Consider the following 20006-nt stretch of genomic DNA (forward strand, 5'->3'; position numbering starts at 1 on the left):
TTCCTCTTCCTAGGCCTGGCCGAGCGGGACGGTGACGCTGATTCGGGCCCGCGCGCCGGTGGCCACCAGGCGGTAGTCGACGGCGGCCAGGGCGGCGTCGGCCTGGCGCGGGTCGGGCGTGACCTCGACGCCCTCCAGCTTGATGCGCGGCTCCCACCGGGCCAGGGCCGCGCCGATCGCGCCCTCGATGCGGACGTGGGTGGCGGCGTTGTTGGGCTCGAACAGGAACCGGCCCAGTCCCGCCCCGAACGGCGCCAGGGCGACGCGTTCGCCGGGTTCGGTGCGCAGGATCACCGCGATCGACTCGCGGATGTTCTGCTCGCCCTCCGACCAGGCCATGCGGCCGTCGATCCCGACGCGGGGCGGGAAGGAGAGGCTTTTGCCGAAGGGGTTGGGCGCGCTCATTTCTTCCCCTTCAGGCCGGGGATCGGGAAGCACATCACGAACCAGGGCATCCAGCGGAAGATGAAGTCGAGCAGGCTGACGATGATCATCAGCAGGATCAGGGCGCAGATCGTGATGATCGGGATCGACAGCGAGCAGATCATGCCGATGTTGAGCCCGCCGCCCTTGCAGGGACCGCCTTCACCCACCTCCAGCGCCTTGTGCAGCGGCCACGGCAGCACCGAGCGCACCAGGTCGACCAGGCCCATGCCCTTGGCGCGCTGGATCTGGCCGCACAGCATGTCGGAGATCACGAAGGCCGTGCCGCGCCCGTGCTTGCGCAGGCCCGCAGCGCTGGTGTCGAGCGGCAGCGAGATGCGGATCGGCCGCACCGGCGCGTCGGGGTCGAAGAAACTGGCCAGCTGGAACCGCTCGGTCGGGGCCGAGACGGTCGGCGGGTGCAGCGGCCCGCAGTCGCGGTTCATGTGCACGAAGCGGATCACGAACCAGCCCGGGTCGTCGCCGGTCTGGAGGATGACGTCGCGCAGCTTCAGGGCGAAGGGCAGGGGCTGGGCGTCGCTTTCGTCGCGCGCGACCAGGGCGCGAACCACCAGGGCGGTCACGCGGTCGAGGGACTCGGCGACATCGACCGGGTTGGCGATCGCCGGCTGGCTGTCCAGTTCGGTCGCGCCCGGAACGCCCAGGCCGGACACCGCCTTGTAGGCCCCGTCGGCGGCCAGGTTGTGGTTCAATCCGGCCAGGGGGAAATGCTTGGCGGGCCAGACCGGTTGACCCTTGGTGTCGACGGAATACAGCGTCTCGGCCGCTTCCAGACCGTCCCGCGTGGCGGTCTGGGCGACCATCTTGAGGGCTTCGCGCAACGACCCCGCCATCGGCTTGATCTCGGAACCGGCGTTGAGCATCCCCTGGGTCATGAGGGGGCTGACGGTCGTGGTGTTCAGCCAGTTGAACACCGCCAGCGGCTTGGGAAGCAGCCCGGCCGGGGATCCGCTGCCCACCGCCGCCCAGACCTCGGGCAGGTGCGCGGCCAGCCAGTCGGCGAAGTCGAGCAGGATCAGCCACGACTGGGTCTGCCAGCCGAGGTTCAGGACCAGGGCGCGGGGACGCTTGGTGTCGGCGGTCTCGGTGCTGTCGGGATGCTGTTCGGCCAGCCGGGTCTGGGCCAGCAGGGCGGCGCGCACCAGGCCCTTCCAGGGCTCGGCCACCTCCATCTTGAACTGGGTCATCCGGGCGGTGATCGACGGCGCGGGGGCGACCGGCGGCGTGGGGTTCAGGGTCGCGAGCTGGCCCTCGGCCAGCGGCTGGGGCGTGCGGTTGACCCCGGCCGAGAGGTAGTCCTCGCGGCGACCGACGGGGACGAGGCCGCTCCACAGCGTGCGGCGACGCAGGGCCTCGTCCTGGTGGGCCATCGGGAACAGCGGCAGCAGCTCCTCGCCGGGCGCCAGGCTGGCGGCGCCGGTCCCGCTCGACACCCGCCGCCAGGTCGCGGTCTCGCCGCCCTTCAGATAGGCGAACTCGCGCAGGGCGGTGTCGCCGGTCTCGCCCGCCACGCCCGGCAGCAGGCGGCGGATCACGAAGCCCACGGTCTCGGCCCCGCCGGCGATCGTCCGCTCCGGCAGGCCGGGGATGGCGCAGACCAGGCTGGCGCCGACCAGGTAGAAGCGCTGATGGGCCGGCTGGTAGAGCTTCAGGGGCGCGGGCGGGCGCGGCGCGATCGCCGGGGCGCGGACCTTGAGGGCGCGCTTGCGGCGCGCGTCGGCGATCAAGCCGGGCAGCGGCACGCGCTGGACCAGGTCGGCCTCGCCGGTCTCGCCGGGCGGACTGCGCCAGGTCTCCGGCCGCGCCAGCCGTTCGCCGATCCGGGCCGGGTCGTTGGCCAGGGTGGCCAGCATCTGGTCCATGAAGTCGTCGCCGGCGAAGCGCAGGATGGCCGGCGCGCCGGCGCCCGCGAGGCCGCTCCACAGCGGCCGGGGCGCCTGCCAGGCGACGGGATGGCCCGTCTTCGAGGGGAGGGGAGCGTTCACCAGATATTCCCCGCGCCTGGAGTGTACGACGCCGAGACCACGCTGTTGGAGATCAGCGTGTCGCACTGGATCACCCCGGAGAACCGCGACATGCCGGCGTCGACCGTGACCATGCCGGCGCTGACCGCCACCTGGCTGGCGTTGACCGTGACCTTGGCCGAGGCGGTGATCGTCACGCCCGCGGCCTCCAGCTTGATGGAGTTGCCGTTGCTGTCGACGATCTCGACCGCGCCGGGGCCGTCCTTCAGGGTCACCGACTGGCCGCCGGGGGTTTCGAGGATCAGCTTCTCCTGGCCGTCCTGATCGTCGAAGGTGATCTTCACGCCGTTGCGCGACCGGATGACCTTCTTGTTGTTGCCGCTGGCCATCGACTCCGGCGGCGCGTCCTTGCCGTTCCACAGTCCGCCCAGGACGTAGGGCCGGCGCGGGTCGCCGTGCTCGAAGGCGACCAGGACCTCGTCATCGACGTCGGGGATGAACCAGCTGCCGCGATCCTTGCCGGCGAACAGGGTCGCCATCCGGGCCCAGGCCTCGTAGCGGCCGCCGTCGGGGTCCGGCGCCCAGGGCAGGGCGACCTTCACGCGGCCTTGGTTGTCCGGGTCCTGGATGTCCAGCACCTGGGCGGGGGCGACACCGTACCAGCGACCGCCCCAGCCTTCCGGCTGGCGCTCGCCCCACTGGCGCTCCTGGCGGTCGAGGTCGAACAGCGCCCTCATGGCCGGCCGATCCCGGGCCGGTCGCAGCGGAATTCCGTGCGCAGGCCCTTGGCGTTGTCGAAGCGGTGGGTGACGGCGGTGGCGCGGTAGTCGCCGTCGAACAGCGGGCCCAGGCCCGAGAGCTTCAGCTTGCTCCCGACCTTCACGCCCTTGCCGCTCTCGGCGACCCCGTGGCCGGTGACGAAGCGGCGGGCCATGTGACGGAAACTGGCCTCGGCCAGGACGCGGGCCTCGCCGCCGTCGCGCGGCAGGCCGTGGGCCAGGGTGTCGACCCGGGGCCCGAACGCCTGCTGCAGGATCGTCGCGCCGCCGACGTCCTGGCCGAGTTCGGCGCTGATCGCGGCGGCCTCGGCGCGGTAGCTGGCCACGGCCCGCTCGGCGACGTCCCAGCCCGAGGCGACCAGGGCGGTGCGCTGATGGGTCAGGTCGACCGAGACATGGAACTCGCGCAGCGGTCCGGCCCAGGCCAGCTCGACGGCCTCGCCGCCGCGGGTCTTGGCCGCGTGCAGGGCGTCGCCCTCGACCCAGACCTCGGCGTCCTCGCGGCGGGCCAGGTCGTTGAGGAAGGCCAGGTCGCTCTGGTTCAGCTGGGCCTGGACCTTCGTGGCGGCGCCCGGGAGGTCGACCTGTGCCCGCAGGCCGTGATCGCCGGCTATGCTCCGCACCAGGTCGGCCAGCGACTTGTCGGTGAAGCACCGGGTGCGGCGGACCATCCGCAGGTCTTGCAGGCGGTCCTCGGCCAGGATCCCGATCTTGGGCGGACCGCCGTCGGGATAGTCGGCGGCGATGGCCGAGATCTTGCCCTCGAACAGGGTCTCGTCGCCGACCTTGATGGCCAGGGCCTTGCCGAACTCGACCGTGCGGCGGTCGAAGTGCTGGAAACCGGGGTGATCGGCGCCGCCCCAGTTGCCCAGGGTCAGGCTGCAACGGGTCATGCCTTCGATGGCGTCGGCGATCTCCAGGCTCAGCAGCGCGGCCGTCAGCGTCGCCTGGCGCTCGCCGTCGATCTCGATCGACGGACGGGCGGGGCGGGTCGGCAGGATGGCAAGGTTGGAGCTGGGCATGGAGGTCTTCGGTTCCGGCGGCTCAGTGGGCCCAGGCGCGGGCGGCGTCGCGGGCGAGGGTTTCGATCAGGTGGCGCAGGTCGGCCAGTTCGAGCTTGGCCTCGCCGCCGCCCTCGGCCGCGCCGCCGGCCTCGTCGCGCGGCGGAGCGTCCGCGACCGCTTCGAACTCGTTGATGACCACGGGCATGGCGGGGCTCCTCGTCAGTCGAACGCCAGCGTCGCGCCGACGCTGATGCGGGGGGAGGGAAGGGACGGGGCGGAGATCGCGGCGCCGAAGCCGGCGCCGGCCTTGACGTCCAGGTCGATCAGTTGGCCCGGCGACAGGCGCAGCGGGTCCTCGATGCCGTTGGCCGAGGCGATCGCCTGCCAACCTCCGCCCAGGCCGCCGCCCACGCTGGCGCTGAAGCCAAAGCCGCCCTTGCCGCCGGCCCCGGCCATCGACTGCAGGGAGTCGCCGGCCTTGGCGCTGTTCAGGGGCTTGTGGCCGGGCCGGGCGGGGACCTTGCCCTCGCCCTCGAACTTGGCCTCCAGGATCTTCTGCTGGCTGAGCGTCAGGGTCAGGTTGGCCCGCAACGGCTTGCCGGCGGGCGAGAAGTATTCCAGCGACTCCTCCAACCCCTCGACCATGCCGTCGAACAGGAACGAGCCCCAGATGAAGCGCACGCCCGGCGGGGCCAGCTTGGTGGCGTCGCCCTCGGCCGGGACCGGGGTCATGAAGTAGATGACCTTCTGGGTCAGCCGGCGGACGTCGTCGACGGCGTCCTCGGTCATGGCGGTGACGTCGAACCACAGGGTCAGGGCCAGCTTGGTGGTGCCGGCTCCGACGAACTGCCGACCGGAATTGCCGGCCGCCTGGTCGCCGCCCTGGGGCTGGACGATCTGGTTGGCGAAGGTGACCTTCAGGGTTTCGGGATTGAACTGCACGGCCACGCGCTGGCCGCCGTCCTTCTCGCTCTGGAAGTCCTGCTTCAGCTCGATCAACTGCGCCTTGACCAGCTCGCCCATGGCTCAGCCCTTCCCCGGTATGAGGACGAGGGACTCGTAGGCGATGTGCAGTTCCTCGACGGCGACCGCGCCGTCCTTGGCCGACAGGGCCGGGGCCTTCATCTTGATCGGCACGCAGCGGGCCAGGCGGAAGCGGGCCCGCTCGGCCTGGCCGTCCTCGCCCAGCATCACCACCTCGGCGTCGGCCCGCAGGCCGGGATCGACGATGCTGTCGCTGAACCATTTCCAGAGGTCGAAATTGGCGGTCATGCCGCGCTTGAGCACGAGGTTGGCGTAGGTGGCCGGACCGTTCAGCCGGATCTGGCGGTTGTTGGAGCCACCCTCGCGGATGGTCTTGACCTCCATGCTCATGTCCAGGCCGTCGCAGTCGGAGAAGGCCGCCGCCACCAACGCGCCGCCATCCTGGCCGCGATTGATCTCGACCGAGAAGTTGAAGGTCGTGAAGGGGTACGCAGCGGCGGCGGCCATCAGGTCTCCTCCGAGAAGGTGAAGCGCTCGCCGACCTGGCGGAGACGGACGGTCAGGAAGCGCAGCGGCGCGGCGGGGGCGACGGCGATCTCGACCAGAAGCCGTCCGGCGAAGCGGTCGGCGGGGCTGGGATCGACGGTGACCCGGAAGCTCTCGGCCGGGGTGGCGCCGGCGAAGGCGCCCTTGTGGAACAGGGTCTCCAGCATCTGGCTGAAGCCGCGCTCGACGGCGCGGCGCAGGAGGTCGCCGTTCGGTTCGAAGACGTAGGACGCGCCGCGCCGCACGGCCAGGCGCCGGATCAGGCTGAACAGGCGGCGCGTCGGGATAGGCCGCCATTCGGCCTCGTCCGACAGGGTGTCGGCGTCGAGGACCAGGAACCCGCGCGGCTCCCTGCGGATCAGGTTGATCCGGGCCGCGTCGAGCGCCGGGCGATCGGCGAGCTCGATCAGCGGGTCGAGGCCGACGATGTCGCGCAAGGGCTCGTTGGCGGGAGCGATCCAGGCGCCGCGGGTGTTGGCGCGGGCGGCCAGGGCGCCGGTCGCGACGCCGTCGGGCGGGCAGGCGGCCAGGCGCGGCTTGCCGTCGGCCGCCCGGGTCGGCGTCGACGACAACACCCAGGGATGGTGCAGCGCGCCGTAGGACAGGGCGCGGCGCTCGCCGTCGTCCAGGCCGTCGCCGAGCAGCGACGGATCGCGCCGGGCGGTCAGGCGGGCGGCGTGGGCCACGGCATGGGCGGCGCGGTCGTCGCGCGGCAGGGACAGCACGGCGAACAGTTCGCCGCTGGCGGCGGCCAGTCGCAGCAGGGCGCGGTGGACGCTCAGGAGCGCCTCGCGGGCCTCTTCGTCAAAGGGCGCGGCCAGCCAGGCGTCGGCGCGCACCGCCACGGCGATCGCGGCTGGGACGCTGGGGGTGTCGCTGACCATCGCGGTCAGCCGGTAGTAGAAGACGCCCTCACGGTCGGCGTCGAGGGTGTGCGACAGGGCGGTCCCGCGCCAGATTTCGACGGCGTCGGAGAGGTCGGCGCGCGTGGCCTGTTCCAGCACGTAGAGCGCCGCCGGATCGGCCGTGGTCCAGGTCAGGGTCAGCGGGCCGGGCGGGATCGCGCCGACCGGACCTTGCAGCACCGGCGTGGCGACGACGAAGCTGTCGCGGTCGAGGAAGTTGGCGAAGTCGGGTCCCTCGACCTGGGCGCCGGCCGGCGCGGTGGCGCAGGCGCCGCGATGGTTGAACCAGTGGGGCGGCGGCTTGAAGGCGGCCGGGGCCGGGGGCGGGACGACTTCGTCGGGCCGTCGCTCCCAGCGCGGCTGGACGGCGTCCGGCGCGGCCACCAGGCTGGCCTCGTTCCATTCGCGGCCTTCGCCGACCCCCAGGGCGCCGTGAACGCCGAACAATCGCTCACCGTCGATCTCGCGGATCCGTTCGGCTTCGGTGGTCAGGGTGGCGACCGTCAGGTCGGCCAGGCGGGGGTCGAGGAACAGCTCGGCGTCCTGGCGCGAGAGGCCGTCGCGTTCGAGGGCGGTTCCGGTCATGGAGAGCGGGCCCAGGGCGTCGCCGAACGTCGCCTCCAGCCCCAAGGGCAGCCATGCGGTCGGAGGGACCAGCACGTCGTCGTCCGACGCGCTCAGCGGTGGGCGACCGGAAACCGCGTCGCGCGGCCGGGCGTAGAACCGGTCGTCGTCGAGATGGCTCCACCAAGCGTTCGGATGGTCCGGCGTCAGACCGATCTCCGTCTGGACGGTCGGCGAGGCGCCGCTCTCGACACGCAGGTCGAGGGCCAGACGGGCTAGCAGGACAGGGCCCGGCGCGGGAGCGATCGGACCCAGGGCGCGCCAGGCGGGGCCCTCGACCACCGTCTCGCCGCCGGCCGCCGCGCCGCGCACGGTGTCGATCCGCAGCCAGACCTGATGGCCGGCGTGGAGCCAGCGCGCCCAGCGTCCCGGTCGCAGGCCCTGGGGCGCGGGGGCGCTGAAGGTCAGGCGCGTCAAGGCGGCGGGCGCCAGGCTGGCCGGGCTGGAGACCTCGTCGTCGCCGGGCAGGTCGGCGGCGCCGAGGCCGCCGACGTCGGCCTGGTCCACCCGCGCGAACCGGCCGCGCCACGAGGCCTGGGCCACGCCGTCGACGAGGCTGTCGACATGGGCGTAGGCGCGATGGATGAAGCCGGGGTCGGTCAGTTCGACCAGGTCGCCGACCCGGCAGCCCTGGGCCGGGAAGCGCGCGCCGTCGTCGTCCCACGCCAGGCCCTGGGAGGCCAGGCCGGCGCGGTTCAGCCGCGTCGAGACCCGCAGGCCGTCGGAGCCGGCGCCCAGTCCGCGCGCCTGGGCCTGGGCGGCCTCGAAGGCTCCGCTGGCGGTCGCAGACACCAGGCCGGGCAGGACGAAGCGGCCGCGCCTGGCGAGGTCGCGCTTCTGGAGCTCGCTCAGCGCGCCCTGAGCCACGCCGCGCCAGCGCGCCTCCAGGTCCTCGGTCCTGGCCACGCGGATCACCCAGCAGCGCCGGCCGCCATTGGCGAAGAAGCCACGCACCGTCGGGGCCAGGGCCGCGACCACCCGCTCGCCCCGCGTTACGTCCCAGCCCAGCGGCGCGTCGCCGCCGAACACCGCCTCGAACGCCGCCACCCCGTCGACCGCCACGGGGCGGTGGACGGGTCCGTTGGCCGCGAAGCCGACGAACACCGCGATGTCCATGCGCGGCGGCTGGTCGGGCCGTGGAGGCGGCGCGGCGTCGAAACTGACGCCCGGGAGGAGGCCGGGACCGTACATGCGGCTATTCCATCTCCAGCCGCTCGTAGGCCAGGACCAGTTCCTCCATCGCCACGTCGGTGCCCTTGGCGTTGAAGGGACCACTGGTGTGCTTCATCGGGCGCGCACGCAGCAGCTTCCAGGTCTGGACGACCTCGCTGTGGTCCTCGTTCTGCAGTTGGACGGTGACGGTGCGCAGGCCAGCCTGGTCGCCGTTGCGGATCTGATCCAGCCACTTGTAAAGGTTGAGCTTGCCGATCACGCCCCGCTTCAGGGTGACGTCGGTCGACTTGTTCATCCCGGTGATCTTCTGGACGGAGTTCTCCTTGGAATTACCGTTGCGGTACTCCGAGACGGTGACCTCCATGCCCACGCCGCTCACCTCCTGGAAGCCGGCGCCGGGCCCCTCGGTGACCCCGTCGCCGAGGTCGACCAGGAAGTTGAACTGCACATACGGACGCTCGCGTTCTACGGCCATGATGGCTCCCCTTAGATCTTGCGGTCGGCCGTCCACTGGCCGATGCGGAAGATGACGAATTCAGCGGGACGCAGGGGGGCGACGCCGATCAGACAGACCAGCCGACCGTTATCGAGGTCGTTCTGGGTCATGGTCGAACGGTCGCATTTGACGAAGAACGAGCGGTCGGGCTTGTCGCCGAGCAGGGCGCCGTTCTGCCATTCGTTGAGGAGGAAGTCCTCGAGCGTGCGGCGCACATTGGCCCACAGCTGCGGGCCGTTCGGCTCGAACACCGCCCACTGGGTGCCCTTGTCGATCGAGCGCTCCAGATAGGCGAAGTAGCGCCGCAGGTTGACGTACTTCCATTCGGGGTCGGAACTGATCGTCCGGGCGCCCCACAACCGCATCCCGCGACCCTCGAAGAAGCGGAAGCAGTTGATCCCCTCGGGGTTCAGCACCTCCTGCTGGGCCTTGTTCAGCAGCTTCTCGAAGCCGATGGCCAGGTTGACCACCTCGTTGGCCGGTGCCTTGTAGACCGCGCGCTCGATGTCGTTGCGGGCGTAGATGCCGGCCACGTGGCCCGAGGGGGGGACGTTGATCTCCTCCTGGCTCAGGGGATCGATCACGCGCACCCAGGGATAGTAGAGGGCGGCATGGCTGGAATCGAACAGCGCCCGCATTTCGCGGACTTCGGAGATCGTCTGGTCCTTGACGCTGTCGAGCACGGCGATCCGGTAGCGCATGCGCTCGGCGTGGATGATCAACTGGGAGAGGATGCCCTGGGTCTGGCTGTCATAGATCGCCGTGGAGCCGGGGGCGGCGACGATCGAGATGTCCTCGATGTCCTCGAACTGCTTGAGCCCGGTCTTGCGGTCGGTCGTACCGTCGACCTCGCCCGCATAATGGCTCGCGAACGGGCGCAGACCGTCGCCGCCGCCGCGCAGATTGACCACCAGGCTGCGCCGGGCGGGCGGACTGTCGTCGTCCAGCAGGTTGCCCTCGATGCCGAGGTCCGGCGGGCTGCCGACCGGGCTGGCGATCACATAGGCGTTGATGAAGTCCTGCAGGATCGCCAGGCCGTCGGGAGCCGCCGTCGAGATGACGATCGGAATGGTGCGCGACCGCGACAGGCTGGCCGGCTGGGCGGCGAAATAGGCGAACACCGAATCCGGCGCTCCGCCACGACGATGCTTGGGATCGAGCGCCAGGTCGGCGGCGACGAAGATCGGCATGTCGCGGCCGGTCGGCTCGACCGTCACGGTGACCGTCAGGGTGCGGACGGCCGTCGTCGTCGGGTCGAGGTCGGCCAGTTCCAGCGTCGCCGTCTCGATGTCGTCGTCGGTGTTGTTGAACCGCCAGGTCCGCGCCGCCTCGTCCCACAGCGCCAGGTGGAAGGCGTCGATCGATCCGCCGATGTAGACGAGGTCGCGATCGATGGTCGAGCGCAGGGCGGGACCGTCCGGCGTGTCGGCCAGGACGTTCTGGCCCAGGCGGAAGGTGAAGGTCACCCTCGCGTCGCCGGCCCGTCCCGGGAACCGGGCGCGGACCGTGACGGGCGGCGTCTCGCTGACCGCGGGCTCGGCGTAGCCCGTACCGCTGTCGCTGGTTCGGAAGATCCGGCTGACATAGAGCCGCTTGCCGCCTTCCTCGAAGAAGGCGCGCGCGCCGTGCCAGAGGTAGTTGTCGGTCGGGGCGCCGTTCCAGATCAGCCGCTCCTTGCCGCCATAGACGCGCTCGAACTCGACGAGGCTGGTGATGATCTCCGGCTCGATGTCGAGCGGCCCGTAGCGGGCGGGACCGATCAGACCGGTGGTCGTCGTGCTGACGCCCTCGATCGATTTGGCGCGGAAGGAGACCTCCTCCACATAGACGCCAGGGGCTAGATATTCGGGCATCGACGGTCTCCTCGCGGGGTCAATTCGAGGTCAGGAAGAGGCTGGACGACGGCCCTTCGGCCGTTTCCAAGGTGCGCAGGGTCAGGGGGCGTCCGTAGGTCAGGGGCTGGACGCCCAGGGGCTCGATCGGTGAAAGGGTCGAGGCCAGCGGCGTCACCGGGCGGTCCAGCTGGGCCAGGATGTCGGCCAGGTCGGGCGGTTCCGGCGGCCCGTCGGCGCTGGGCGGCGAGTCGTCGACGACCGGCTGGTAGTAGGCGTCCAGCGTCAGGTCCCAGCGGAAGTCGGCCATGGCCGGCGGCGAGGTGAACAGGGTGGGCCTTGGCCGCGCGGGCCAGGGGAAGAATAGCGCGGTGCGGCCGGTCGCGTCCGCCAGGCCCAGGCCCCGGGTGACCCCGTCGATCCGTGCGGCGACCAGGGCCCAGGCGGCCGGGCGGCCGGTGGTCAGGTCGGCGAGTTCGGCGTGGATCTCGACAATGGGCGGGGCGACGCGGCGGGCCGGGGCCGAGAACAACGGAATGCGGCCGGTCATGACGCCGACGGGCGAACCGTCGTCGAGCAACGGCGCGGGCGGCGAGGCGGGCAGGGCGGACCAGCCGGCCCAGTCATACAGGCCCTTCGCCGGCAGGTCGGCGTCGAAGGCCAGCGGCAGGAAGCGGCCCAGCGGATCGCGGACCTCGACGCGGAACGGCCGGGCCAGGGCGCTCCAGTCGTCGGCCGTCAGGGCCGCGTCGGTGAAGCCCGGCAGGCGGCCGCTCCAGACCCCGGTCCGGTTGGGCGTCAGGGTCCGGCGCGCGAAGGGCGAGCGACGATCGTGGACCGTGACGTCGAGGTGGTCGCCGACCCAGGCCCCGGTCGCCATGTCCTGGAACACCAGGCCCAGCGGCGCGGGATAGCTGATCCGCTCAAGCACGGCGAAGCCGGTCATCGCAGCACCGCCATGTCGAAGTCGCGCACCTGGACCGGCGGGCCGCCGTCGAGCGTGACGTCGGAGTCGAGCAGGACCATGCGCACCACGTAGTTGACGGACGGCGGAAGCTTCTTGAGCCGGTCCCACAGGGTCAGCTGGTCGGCCAGACTCAATGGGTCGCAGACCACGTCGACGGCCTCTTCCGGGCGGAAGGTGTCGTCCTCGGCCACATATTGGTTGAGCTGGGCGGCCGACAGCGGGCCGGCGTCCTCCAGGGCCCGCATCGCCCAGCCCAGCATCCTCTGCTGGCGCTCGGTGTCGTCAGCCCAGGCGGTGATCATGTAGTAGAGGTCGAGCGGCAGCGAGGCGCGGTAGCGTCGCCCGTCGGGCGTCCGCCTCGGCGGCAGGGCGCGGAGGTTGGCGTTGATCCCCACCCGCCACAGGAAGACCGAGAAACCGTCGCCCATCGGGCTTTCGAAGCTCTTGGCCTGGTAGAGCGAGACCTCCAGGGACGAGCCGAAGTCGTCGCGCGGATAGCGGTCGCGAAGCAGCCCGGCGATGGCGGCGCTGGCGGCGGCGATGGCGCGGGTGTTGGCCATGTCCTAGTCCGCCTCGCGCGCGGCGGCGCGGACCGCGGCCATCAGGCGCTCGCCCGACAGCTCGCCGAGGGCCACCCGTTCGGGATGCAGGCGATAGAGGCTGCCGGTGCGGCCACCGTCGTCGATCGCCAGGATCCGCAATCGGCCCAGGGCGGCGACGTCCGAGATCGGATCGACGGGTTGCCGATCGTGCGACTTGCGGACGATCACGACGTCGGCCGCCGCGCGCCGGGCCGCGCCGATCCAGTCGTCGGTGGTCGGAGCCTTGGCCACGACCAGCATGTCGCTCTGCTCGGACACAAGGTCGTCGATGATGTCGGTCAACATCGTGGGCATGCTCGCGAGAAGGATGCGGATCTTGGTCACAGACCCCTCGGCCTCTTTTGCGGAACGCTAGGCGGTCGTCCGGAGGGCGGGAATGAACCGAGCGGGCAAAAACCGGTCTAGATGGAGCATGGACCGGACGGTCCGGCGTCGCGGCTAAGCTTGCGGTTGTCCTGCGCCCGATATTTGCGGGTTCGAGCCGCGATCATTGAGCGTTCGGGAGCGGTTTTGACCCAGGGGCATGGACCAGATGGTCCATATTCGGTCCAGGCCATGGGGTTGAACGGCATGAACTTTGTCGAAATCCATGCCGAACATGGGTTTTCGAAATGGGCGGCGTCGGCTAAACTACTACCATCGGTCGTATGGTTAAGAATACGATACGGGGCGTTTGGACGAGATGTCCGTGCGGACCGAAGGCGTTGGCGCTGGGGGCGTCGACGCCGGCAGGCCGCTATTCGCGGACATCGTGGTCCAGGTCGGTCGCCGGGACCGACGCAGCCTGAACAGTGCGCTTGTGTACGACATGCTGCATGGCGCGCCTCCGCGCGCCCGGGACTGGCAAGGGTGGACCAGATGATCGAGACGGGCGAAACGGCCCACGGATCACCAGGGCGGGATACGGCCGTGGGACGCGCTGAAATCTGGCCCCGCGTGCTCATCGTCAGCGACGTGCGGCTCTATCGCGAGGGCCTGGCCCTCAGCCTGGCGCGCGGCGGCGCCCTGGAGGTGGTCGGCGCCACCAGCAGCGCCGACGCCATCGAGAGCACGGAAGCGCTCTGTCCCGACGCCGTCCTGCTCGACGGTTCGCTGCCGAACGGCCTGGCCCTGTCGCGGGCGATCCTGCGCGGCGCGCCATCGACCCGCATCGTCGGCTTCGGCATCGACGGCGACGAGCATGGGGTGCTGGCCTGCGCCGAGGCGGGGCTCTCGGCCTTCGTCTGGCGGGAGGGAACCACGGCCGAGCTGGCCGCGGCCGTCGGGCACGCGATGCGGGGCGAGCTGCCCTGTTCGCCCCGCATCGCGGGCATGTTGTTCAACCGGCTGGGCTGCCTGGCCGGCGACCGCGATCCCGCGCGCGGCGAGCCGTCGCTATTGACCCGGCGCGAGCAGCAGATCGCCGAGTTGATCGCCCAGGGGCTGTCGAACAAGGAAGTCGCCATGCAGCTCCGGATCGGCGCGGCGACGGTCAAGAACCATGTTCACAACATCCTCGAGAAGCTGAAGATCAAGCGCCGGGCGGCTATCACCGCCTATCTGCGGGGCTGACGGCGCGGGGCCGCGCCTGCCGTCGTGGGCGCGCCTCAAGCGTCCGCTGGCTTCTTCCGGGACTTGGCCGGACGAGCTGTGTTCAGCGCCACCGCGGCGCGGATGAGCGCCTTCAACGCCTCCTCATCGATCGTGTCGCCCTCGTGGAAATCGATGGCGCGCCGGGTGTTGCCTTCGAGGCTGGAATTGAACAGCCCCGCGGGGTCCTCCAGCGCGGCGCCCTTGGCGAAGGTCATCTTTACGGCGTCCTTGTAGGTTTCGCCGGTCGTGACGATTCCCGCGTGCGACCACACCGGAACCCCTCTCCACTTCAACTCTTCGACCACGTCGGGGTCGGCCTGCCGGATGAGGGCTCGAATTCGGGCGAGCGTCTCGCCCCGCCAATCGCCCAGCGCCTGGATTTTCGCGTCGATCAACTGAGAGGGAGAGCCCCCTTCGGTTTCCTCCGTCGCGCCGTTGTCCATCTTCCTCATGATCGTCTCCTCGCGCTGGCCGCTCACATGTGTTCGCCGGGTAACTGGCTGGCTTGCTTCACCCAGTCGACGAGTTGAGCTTCGTCGAGCGGGTCGTTCTCGTGGATATGGAAGTAACGTACGTCCTTCTGCTTGGATGTCCCGGAGGGGACAGGGTTCAGCGACGCGCCGCGGAAGAAGGCCACCTTGACGTACTTTGCGAAGACATGGACGCCCAGGAACCAGCCCTGTCCCTCGACCCCGTACAGCGGCGAGTTCCATTTGACCGCCTTTTGCACGCCGGGGACGGCGCGCGCGATGAGCGCGTCGAGGCGGCGCCCGACGTCGCTTTTCCAGCCCGGCATGGCCGCGATATAGGCCTGGACGGGGGCGTCGCCATCGCCCTTGGCGATCTGGGGATTGCCGCCCGAGAGAAGGGGCGGCTTGGCGACGACCTTCGCCGAGGTCTTGGATGTCTTGCTGGCCATGGCGTTCACGCCTGTTCGCTGGCGCGGCGCGCGACGCGCCCTTTGGCGACATAGGGCAGCGCGAACAGGTACAGGCCGGTGAGCAGGAGCAGGATGAGCGGGATCAGCGCCAAAAGGCCCAACCAGGCGGCGGGTTGTCCCCGCGTCATGGCGACCATGTAGGTGATGACGCCCGCCGTGAAGGCCATGGACAGCCAGCGGTGAATCTGTCGAATCCAGTTGTTCCAGTTCAAGGGGACCTCCTCTGAAGACGAGACGACGCGGATCGGGCGAACCGCGGGGCGGCGGCCCTAGTCCGCCCGCGCCAGGAGCTGATCCAGGTTCTCGAAGAACTGCCGCCAGCCGCTCTTGGCGCCGCCGAAGGCCTGCTTTTGATCCGGCCGGAAACCCGACTGTTCCATGCGCAGGTGCGTGCCCGCGGCCGTCGGGGTGAGCGTGAAGGTCACCACGCTCCTCAGATCGTAGGCCGCGTCGTCGTGCTTGAAATTCCAGGTGTAGGACAGCGTCCTGTTCGGTTCGACGGCGAGGACCTCGCAGTCCAGCACGCCGCCCCATTCACCGCGAAGATTGAAGCTGTGGCCCACGACGGGCTTGAAGTCGTTCTTCATCAGCCACTCCTCGATCAGGTGCGGCTGGGTGAGCGCGCGCCAGAGTTTCTCGGCCGGATGGGAAATCTCCCGTTCGACCACGACGGAGAGGGTTTCAGTTGCGAGGTTGCTCATTGGTCCATCCTTCTGAGGAGATCTTCGAGGTCGTCGAACCGGCTCTGCCAGAACCCCGCCATCTGGCTGGTCCAGTCGACCAGCGGGGTCAGGGCGCCCAGTTGCGCGCTGTAGTGGGTGTGGCGGCCTTCGTGGCGGTCGCGCACCAGCCCGGCCTGCTTCAAAATCCCGAGATGCTTTGAAACGACCGGCTGCGAGACTCCGGCCCGGTCCGTCAGGGCCCCGACCGTCTTCTCGCCTTCGCGGCACAGGCGTTCGAAAAGAGCCCGTCGGGTCGGATCGGCGAGTGTCCTGAAGAGCACGTCGTGTGCGTTCGACATTTGAAATCCATACCCTTTGGGCTATGGGTTATCGTATAGCCATTGAGGTATGTGTTGGTCAAGCGAGAAAGTAGGCTGACATATATGGTCCCATTCCGAGCGGGATTTTCCGAATTTATCATGCCTATATGGCTATGCATTATCGCCATCGGTCAGGCGGGGTCGTGGCGGCGCGCATATTGCGGCTATCGGCGGACGCCCGCGCCATGCGACTTTGCGGGCCGGGCCCGGGACAGGATGCGGGGCCGCCGCGTCCTGGCGCGGACGATGAACTCCACGCATGAGGCCCGAGTGTCCGACCAGTTTTCTCTCTTCGCGCCGGCCCCGGTCACCGACCGGCTGTTCTTCGCGATCTTTCCGGACCCCGCGACCGCCGCCGTCGTCACGCGTCATGCCGAGCGTCTGCGGACCGCCCACCAACTGAGCGGCCGGCCGCTGGCGGCGGAGCGTTTCCACGTCACCCTGCATCACCTGGGCGACCACGCCGGCTTGCGGCGCGACATCGTGGCGATGGCGACCCAGGCGGCGGAGGCCGTCTCGACCCCGTCGTTCGATGTCACCTTCGACCGGGCGGCCAGCTTCCACAACGGCGGCAACAATCCGTTCGTCCTGCAGGGCGGCGAAGGGCTCGAGGCTTTGCGGGCCTTCCAGCGCGACCTGGGCCTGGCCATGGCGCGGGCGGGGGGCGGCCGCCTGGTGGGCAAGACCTTCACCCCGCACGTCACGATGCTCTACGACCGACAGTTGGTCGCCGAGCAGCCCCTCGAACCGGTGACCTGGCGGGTGGGCGGCTTCAGTTTGATCCACAGCCTGCTCGGCCGGACCGAGCATGTGCCGCTGGCCCGCTGGTCGCTGCGCTAGGGCCTCGCCGGTCGCCGGAGCGTGTCGTTCAGCCGCGTTGATCGTTCAAGTTGAACCAATCGGCGACTGGCGCATTGTCTAGCTGTATCCCCCTCTATTCCCACTTGCCCCGGAGCGGTCACGCTCCGGGGCTTTTGTTTGGTCAGACGATCACGCGGGGTGGCGCGTCGTTCGCCAGCAGGGTCGCGACCTTGCTCAGGGCGTCGCGCAGCAGCGCCTGGCTGGCGGGGCCGCCCAGGGAAATCCGCAGGCCGTTGGGGTGTTCCGAACCGGCGGCGAAGGCGTCGGCGGCGACCAGCGACAGGCCGCGCGCGGCGGCCAGGCCATGCACGCGCCCGGCGTCCCAACCGGCGGGCAGGTCGAGCCAGACATGGATGGCTTCCGGCGCGCCCCGGGCCATCGGCAGGATCTCGGCGGCCAGGGCCCGGCGCGCCCGGGCTTCCAGCCTCACCCCGTTCAGCAGGCGCTCGGCCGCGCCGTCACGGATCCAGCGCACGGCGACGGCCGTGGTCAGCGGTGACCCCATCAGGGCCGTGGCGCGCAGGCTGGCGGTCACCTGCATGGCCAGCGGTCCGGTCGGCGCGACCAGGAAGGCGGTGCGCAGGCCCGGCGACAGGGTCTTGGACAGGGTGGCGATATGGAACGTGCGGTCCGGCGCCAGGGCGGCCAGGGCCGGAGGCGGGGTGTCGAACAATCGGCTGTAGGGATCGTCCTCGATCAGCCAGGTTCCGCTGTCTTCGGCGATGGCCGCCACCGCGCGCCGTCGCGTCAGGCCCATGGTCGTGGCCACCGGGTTGCGGGTGGTCGGGACGACGTAGATCGCCGCCGGGCGTTCCTCGGCGCACAGCCTGGCCAGGGCTTCGGGGACAAACCCGTCGTCATCGACCGGGCAGACGACCAGTCGCAGGTCCAGCCGCCGCGCCAGGGCCGTCAGGCCGGGATAGGTGAGGGGCTCGACGACCAGGCCGGCGCCGGGGCGGGCGAGGGTGGTCAGCACGGCGGTCAGGGCCGATTGCGCGCCGGGACAGACCACCAGGCGCTCGGCCGTGACCGCGCCGACATAGGGCGCCAGCCAGGCCGCGCCGGCGGCGCGCTGGGCGGGCGTGCCGGGTCCGGCGTGATAGGCCATCAGGGTGGCGACGTCGGTGCGGTCGAGGATGGCCGCGGTGGTCTCCTTCAGCAGCGCGGCCAGCGACACGCCCTGCGGCGGTGGCGGCAGGTTCATGCTCAGGTCGACCAGCCCGGCCTCGTCGTCGGTGGCCCGGCGCACGAAGGTGCCGCGCCCGACCGCCCCCTCGACCAGGCCCCGGGCGCGGGCCGCGCCGTAGGCCCGGGTGACGGTGGTGAAGTCGACGCCCAACTGGCCGGCGACCGCGCGCTGCGGCGGCAACTGGTCGCCGGGCTGCAGCTCGCCGTCGCGGATCGCGGCCTCCAAGGCCTCGGCCAAGGCCAGATAGATCGGTTGACCGCCGTTTCGCGCGACGCGTTTGAGCCAGCCGGCAGTGGGGCGATCGCGGGTCATGGTTGCGTCTCCATGATCGAATGCATACATTGCATTTGAAATGTATGCAATCAAGTCGATATTGTATGGAGTGATCCGATGATCACAGCCTTCAACGCCCCTTCCAGCCTGCGTTCGGGCCTGCTCTGCCGCTGTCCGCGTTGTGGCGAGGGCAAGCTCTACGACGGCTTCCTGAAACTGGCGAAGCGCTGCGACCGCTGTGACCTGGACTATGGGTTCGCCGATCCGGCCGATGGCCCGGCCTTCTTCGTGATGACGGGCGTCGGGATCCTGGTGATCGCCGTCTGGGCCTGGGCCGTGGTGGCCTACCAGCCGCCGCTCTGGGTGCAGTTCGCGACGGTGTTTCCGGCGCTGCTGGCCGGCTGTTTGGGCTCGCTGCGGCCGGTCAAGGCCTGGTTGGTGGCCGAGCAGTACATCCACAAGGCCAGCGAGGGCGGAGCTTCCAGCGTTCAGAAATAGGGGAGGAGGCGCCCGCCGCGGCGGGGGCGGGCTTCGGCGGACGCCTTCTCCGACACGCGGCCCGCAGGCCGCGCATCGCCCGCCCCGACAGGCGGGGCGGGAGTCTCGTCACCAGTTGAACAGGGTGCCGTCCTCGAGGCGGTTCACGGGCAGGCTGGCGGGTTTGTAGGGGAACTGGGCGGCGAGGGCCTCGTCGATGTCGACGCCGTGGCCGGGGGCCTCGCCGGGGTGCAGCTCGCCGTCCTTGAACGTGTAGGCGTGGGGGAAGACCGCGTCGGTGTCGGGGGTGTGGCGCATATATTCCTGGATGCCGAAATTGGGGACCCAGAGATCAAAGTGCAGGGCCGCGCCCATGCAGACCGGCGACAGGTCGGTGGCCCCGTGGAAGCCGGTCTTGACGTTGTTGATCTCGGCCAGGCCCGCGATGCGCCGCAGGTGCGAGATGCCGCCGGCGTGGACGATGGTGGTGCGGATGTAGTCGATCAGCTGTTCCTCGATCAGCTGCTTGCAGTCCCAGATCGAGCTGAACACCTCGCCGACCGCCAGGGGGGTGGTGGTGTGCTGGCGGATCAGCCGGAAGCTGGCCTGGTTCTCGGCCGGGGTGACGTCCTCCAGCCAGAACGGGCGGTAGGGCTCCAGGTCCTTGCCCAGGCGGGCGGCCTCGATCGGGGTCAGGCGGTGGTGGCTGTCGTGCAGCAGGTGGACGTCCCAGCCCAGGGCGTCGCGGGCCGCCGCGAACAGCTTGGGCACGGTGGGCAGGTACTTGCTGGTCGACCAGACGTTCTCGGTGGGGAGGGCGGCGTCGGCCGGCTCGTAGAACAGCTTGTCCTTGGAGACCCCGTAGGTGCTGGGCAGGCCGGGGACGCCGGTCTGCAGGCGGATGGCCTTGTAGCCCATGGCCTGGTAGTTGAGGGCCTCGGCGACGGTGTCCTCGAGGGTGGCGCCGTTGGCGTGGCCGTAGACCATCACCCCGGTGCGGCTGGCCCCGCCCAGCAGCTGGTAGAGCGGCAGGCCGGCCAGCTTGGCCTTGATGTCCCACAGGGCCACGTCGACGGCGGCGATCGCCGACATCGTCACCGGGCCGCGCCGCCAGTAGGCGCCCTTGTACAGGAACTGCCAGATGTCCTCGATGGCGTGGGCGTCGCGGCCGATCAGGCAGGGGACGACGTGCTCCTGCAGATAGGCGACCACCGCCAGTTCGCGGCCGTTCAGGGTGGCGTCGCCGATGCCATGCACCCCGTCCTCGGTGGTGATCTTCAACGTGACGAAGTTGCGCCCCGGACAGGTGACGATGACCTTGGCGTCGGTGAT

At 70.3% G+C, this 20006-nt stretch carries 23 protein-coding genes; 3 read left to right on the top strand and 20 right to left on the bottom strand.

Features of this window, described 5'->3' with window-relative positions; translation table 11 throughout:
- Positions 1–9 precede the first annotated feature (9 nt).
- The 13 genes from PMI01_RS15520 to PMI01_RS15575 are packed head-to-tail and all read right to left on the bottom strand — an operon-like array spanning position 10 to position 12614.
- Positions 10–405, bottom strand: a complete 396-nt coding sequence (locus PMI01_RS15520) for a GPW/gp25 family protein (RefSeq protein WP_007670650.1) — start codon at positions 403–405, stop codon at positions 10–12.
- Positions 402–2429, bottom strand: a complete 2028-nt coding sequence (locus PMI01_RS15525; protein ID WP_007670652.1) for a hypothetical protein — start codon at positions 2427–2429, stop codon at positions 402–404. Before PMI01_RS15525 ends, PMI01_RS15520 begins: the two co-directional genes overlap by 4 nt.
- Positions 2426–3145, bottom strand: coding sequence for a phage baseplate assembly protein V (locus tag PMI01_RS15530; RefSeq protein WP_007670654.1), 720 nt, complete (start codon positions 3143–3145; stop codon positions 2426–2428). The genes PMI01_RS15525 and PMI01_RS15530 overlap by 4 nt, the downstream gene beginning before the upstream one ends.
- Positions 3142–4209 carry a phage late control D family protein gene (locus PMI01_RS15535; protein ID WP_007670657.1) on the bottom strand — a complete coding sequence of 356 codons (1068 nt, stop codon included), beginning with the start codon at positions 4207–4209 and terminating at the stop codon, positions 3142–3144. Before PMI01_RS15535 ends, PMI01_RS15530 begins: the two co-directional genes overlap by 4 nt.
- A gap of 22 nt (positions 4210–4231) precedes the next feature.
- Positions 4232–4396, bottom strand: a complete 165-nt coding sequence (locus tag PMI01_RS27180; protein ID WP_007670661.1) for a hypothetical protein — start codon at positions 4394–4396, stop codon at positions 4232–4234.
- Between the two features lie 14 nt (positions 4397–4410).
- Positions 4411–5214 carry a CIS tube protein gene (locus PMI01_RS15540; RefSeq protein WP_007670665.1) on the bottom strand — a complete coding sequence of 268 codons (804 nt, stop codon included), beginning with the start codon at positions 5212–5214 and terminating at the stop codon, positions 4411–4413.
- A 3-nt stretch (positions 5215–5217) separates the two neighbouring features.
- The gene (locus tag PMI01_RS15545; protein ID WP_007670669.1) at positions 5218–5682 is read right to left on the bottom strand and encodes a phage tail protein; all 465 of its coding nucleotides are present in this window, start codon (positions 5680–5682) and stop codon (positions 5218–5220) included.
- A complete protein-coding gene (locus tag PMI01_RS15550) occupies positions 5682–8441 on the bottom strand; it encodes a phage tail sheath C-terminal domain-containing protein (protein WP_007670671.1) in 2760 nt (919 codons plus the stop codon). The genes PMI01_RS15545 and PMI01_RS15550 overlap by 1 nt, the downstream gene beginning before the upstream one ends.
- Positions 8442–8445: 4 nt before the next feature.
- Entirely contained in the window at positions 8446–8898 is a 453-nt protein-coding gene (locus PMI01_RS15555) for a phage tail protein (RefSeq protein WP_007670674.1), read from the bottom strand.
- An 11-nt stretch (positions 8899–8909) separates the two neighbouring features.
- Positions 8910–10772, bottom strand: a complete 1863-nt coding sequence (locus PMI01_RS15560) for a phage tail sheath family protein (protein WP_007670676.1) — start codon at positions 10770–10772, stop codon at positions 8910–8912.
- Between the two features lie 19 nt (positions 10773–10791).
- A complete protein-coding gene (locus PMI01_RS15565) occupies positions 10792–11697 on the bottom strand; it encodes a hypothetical protein (RefSeq protein WP_007670678.1) in 906 nt (301 codons plus the stop codon).
- Positions 11694–12278, bottom strand: a complete 585-nt coding sequence (locus PMI01_RS15570) for a DUF4255 domain-containing protein (RefSeq protein WP_007670680.1) — start codon at positions 12276–12278, stop codon at positions 11694–11696. Before PMI01_RS15570 ends, PMI01_RS15565 begins: the two co-directional genes overlap by 4 nt.
- Positions 12279–12281: 3 nt before the next feature.
- Positions 12282–12614 carry a hypothetical protein gene (locus tag PMI01_RS15575; protein WP_157223796.1) on the bottom strand — a complete coding sequence of 111 codons (333 nt, stop codon included), beginning with the start codon at positions 12612–12614 and terminating at the stop codon, positions 12282–12284.
- Between the two features lie 615 nt (positions 12615–13229).
- On the opposite strand from PMI01_RS15575, the gene PMI01_RS27395 reads away from it, so the two are divergent.
- Positions 13230–13871, top strand: a complete 642-nt coding sequence (locus PMI01_RS27395; RefSeq protein WP_035036541.1) for a LuxR C-terminal-related transcriptional regulator — start codon at positions 13230–13232, stop codon at positions 13869–13871.
- A 35-nt stretch (positions 13872–13906) separates the two neighbouring features.
- Here PMI01_RS27395 and PMI01_RS15590 read toward each other — a convergent pair whose 3' ends face one another.
- Genes PMI01_RS15590 through PMI01_RS15610 form a run of 5 tightly spaced genes read right to left on the bottom strand, consistent with a single transcriptional unit; the run spans position 13907 to position 15853 of the window.
- Entirely contained in the window at positions 13907–14344 is a 438-nt protein-coding gene (locus PMI01_RS15590) for a DUF1801 domain-containing protein (RefSeq protein WP_007670687.1), read from the bottom strand.
- A 23-nt stretch (positions 14345–14367) separates the two neighbouring features.
- The gene (locus PMI01_RS15595; protein WP_007670689.1) at positions 14368–14811 is read right to left on the bottom strand and encodes a DUF1801 domain-containing protein; all 444 of its coding nucleotides are present in this window, start codon (positions 14809–14811) and stop codon (positions 14368–14370) included.
- A 5-nt stretch (positions 14812–14816) separates the two neighbouring features.
- The gene (locus tag PMI01_RS15600) at positions 14817–15044 is read right to left on the bottom strand and encodes a hypothetical protein (protein WP_007670691.1); all 228 of its coding nucleotides are present in this window, start codon (positions 15042–15044) and stop codon (positions 14817–14819) included.
- 57 nt (positions 15045–15101) lie between these two features.
- The gene (locus tag PMI01_RS15605) at positions 15102–15533 is read right to left on the bottom strand and encodes an SRPBCC family protein (protein WP_007670694.1); all 432 of its coding nucleotides are present in this window, start codon (positions 15531–15533) and stop codon (positions 15102–15104) included.
- The gene (locus PMI01_RS15610; protein ID WP_007670696.1) at positions 15530–15853 is read right to left on the bottom strand and encodes an ArsR/SmtB family transcription factor; all 324 of its coding nucleotides are present in this window, start codon (positions 15851–15853) and stop codon (positions 15530–15532) included. Before PMI01_RS15610 ends, PMI01_RS15605 begins: the two co-directional genes overlap by 4 nt.
- A 267-nt stretch (positions 15854–16120) precedes the next feature.
- On the opposite strand from PMI01_RS15610, the gene PMI01_RS15615 reads away from it, so the two are divergent.
- Positions 16121–16714 carry a 2'-5' RNA ligase family protein gene (locus PMI01_RS15615; RefSeq protein ID WP_051989974.1) on the top strand — a complete coding sequence of 198 codons (594 nt, stop codon included), beginning with the start codon at positions 16121–16123 and terminating at the stop codon, positions 16712–16714.
- 142 nt (positions 16715–16856) lie between these two features.
- Here PMI01_RS15615 and PMI01_RS15620 read toward each other — a convergent pair whose 3' ends face one another.
- The gene (locus PMI01_RS15620) at positions 16857–18236 is read right to left on the bottom strand and encodes an aminotransferase-like domain-containing protein (RefSeq protein ID WP_007670700.1); all 1380 of its coding nucleotides are present in this window, start codon (positions 18234–18236) and stop codon (positions 16857–16859) included.
- A 78-nt stretch (positions 18237–18314) separates the two neighbouring features.
- Between PMI01_RS15620 and PMI01_RS15625 the strand changes: the two genes are divergently transcribed.
- Positions 18315–18695, top strand: a complete 381-nt coding sequence (locus tag PMI01_RS15625) for a DUF983 domain-containing protein (protein WP_007670702.1) — start codon at positions 18315–18317, stop codon at positions 18693–18695.
- Positions 18696–18803: 108 nt separating this feature from the next.
- Here PMI01_RS15625 and manD read toward each other — a convergent pair.
- On the bottom strand, positions 18804–20006 hold a 1203-nt coding region (gene manD / locus PMI01_RS15630; RefSeq protein WP_369743790.1), incomplete at its 5' end, for a D-mannonate dehydratase ManD.

The organism is Caulobacter sp. AP07, assembly GCF_000281955.1.
Taxonomy (GTDB): Bacteria; Pseudomonadota; Alphaproteobacteria; order Caulobacterales; family Caulobacteraceae; genus Caulobacter.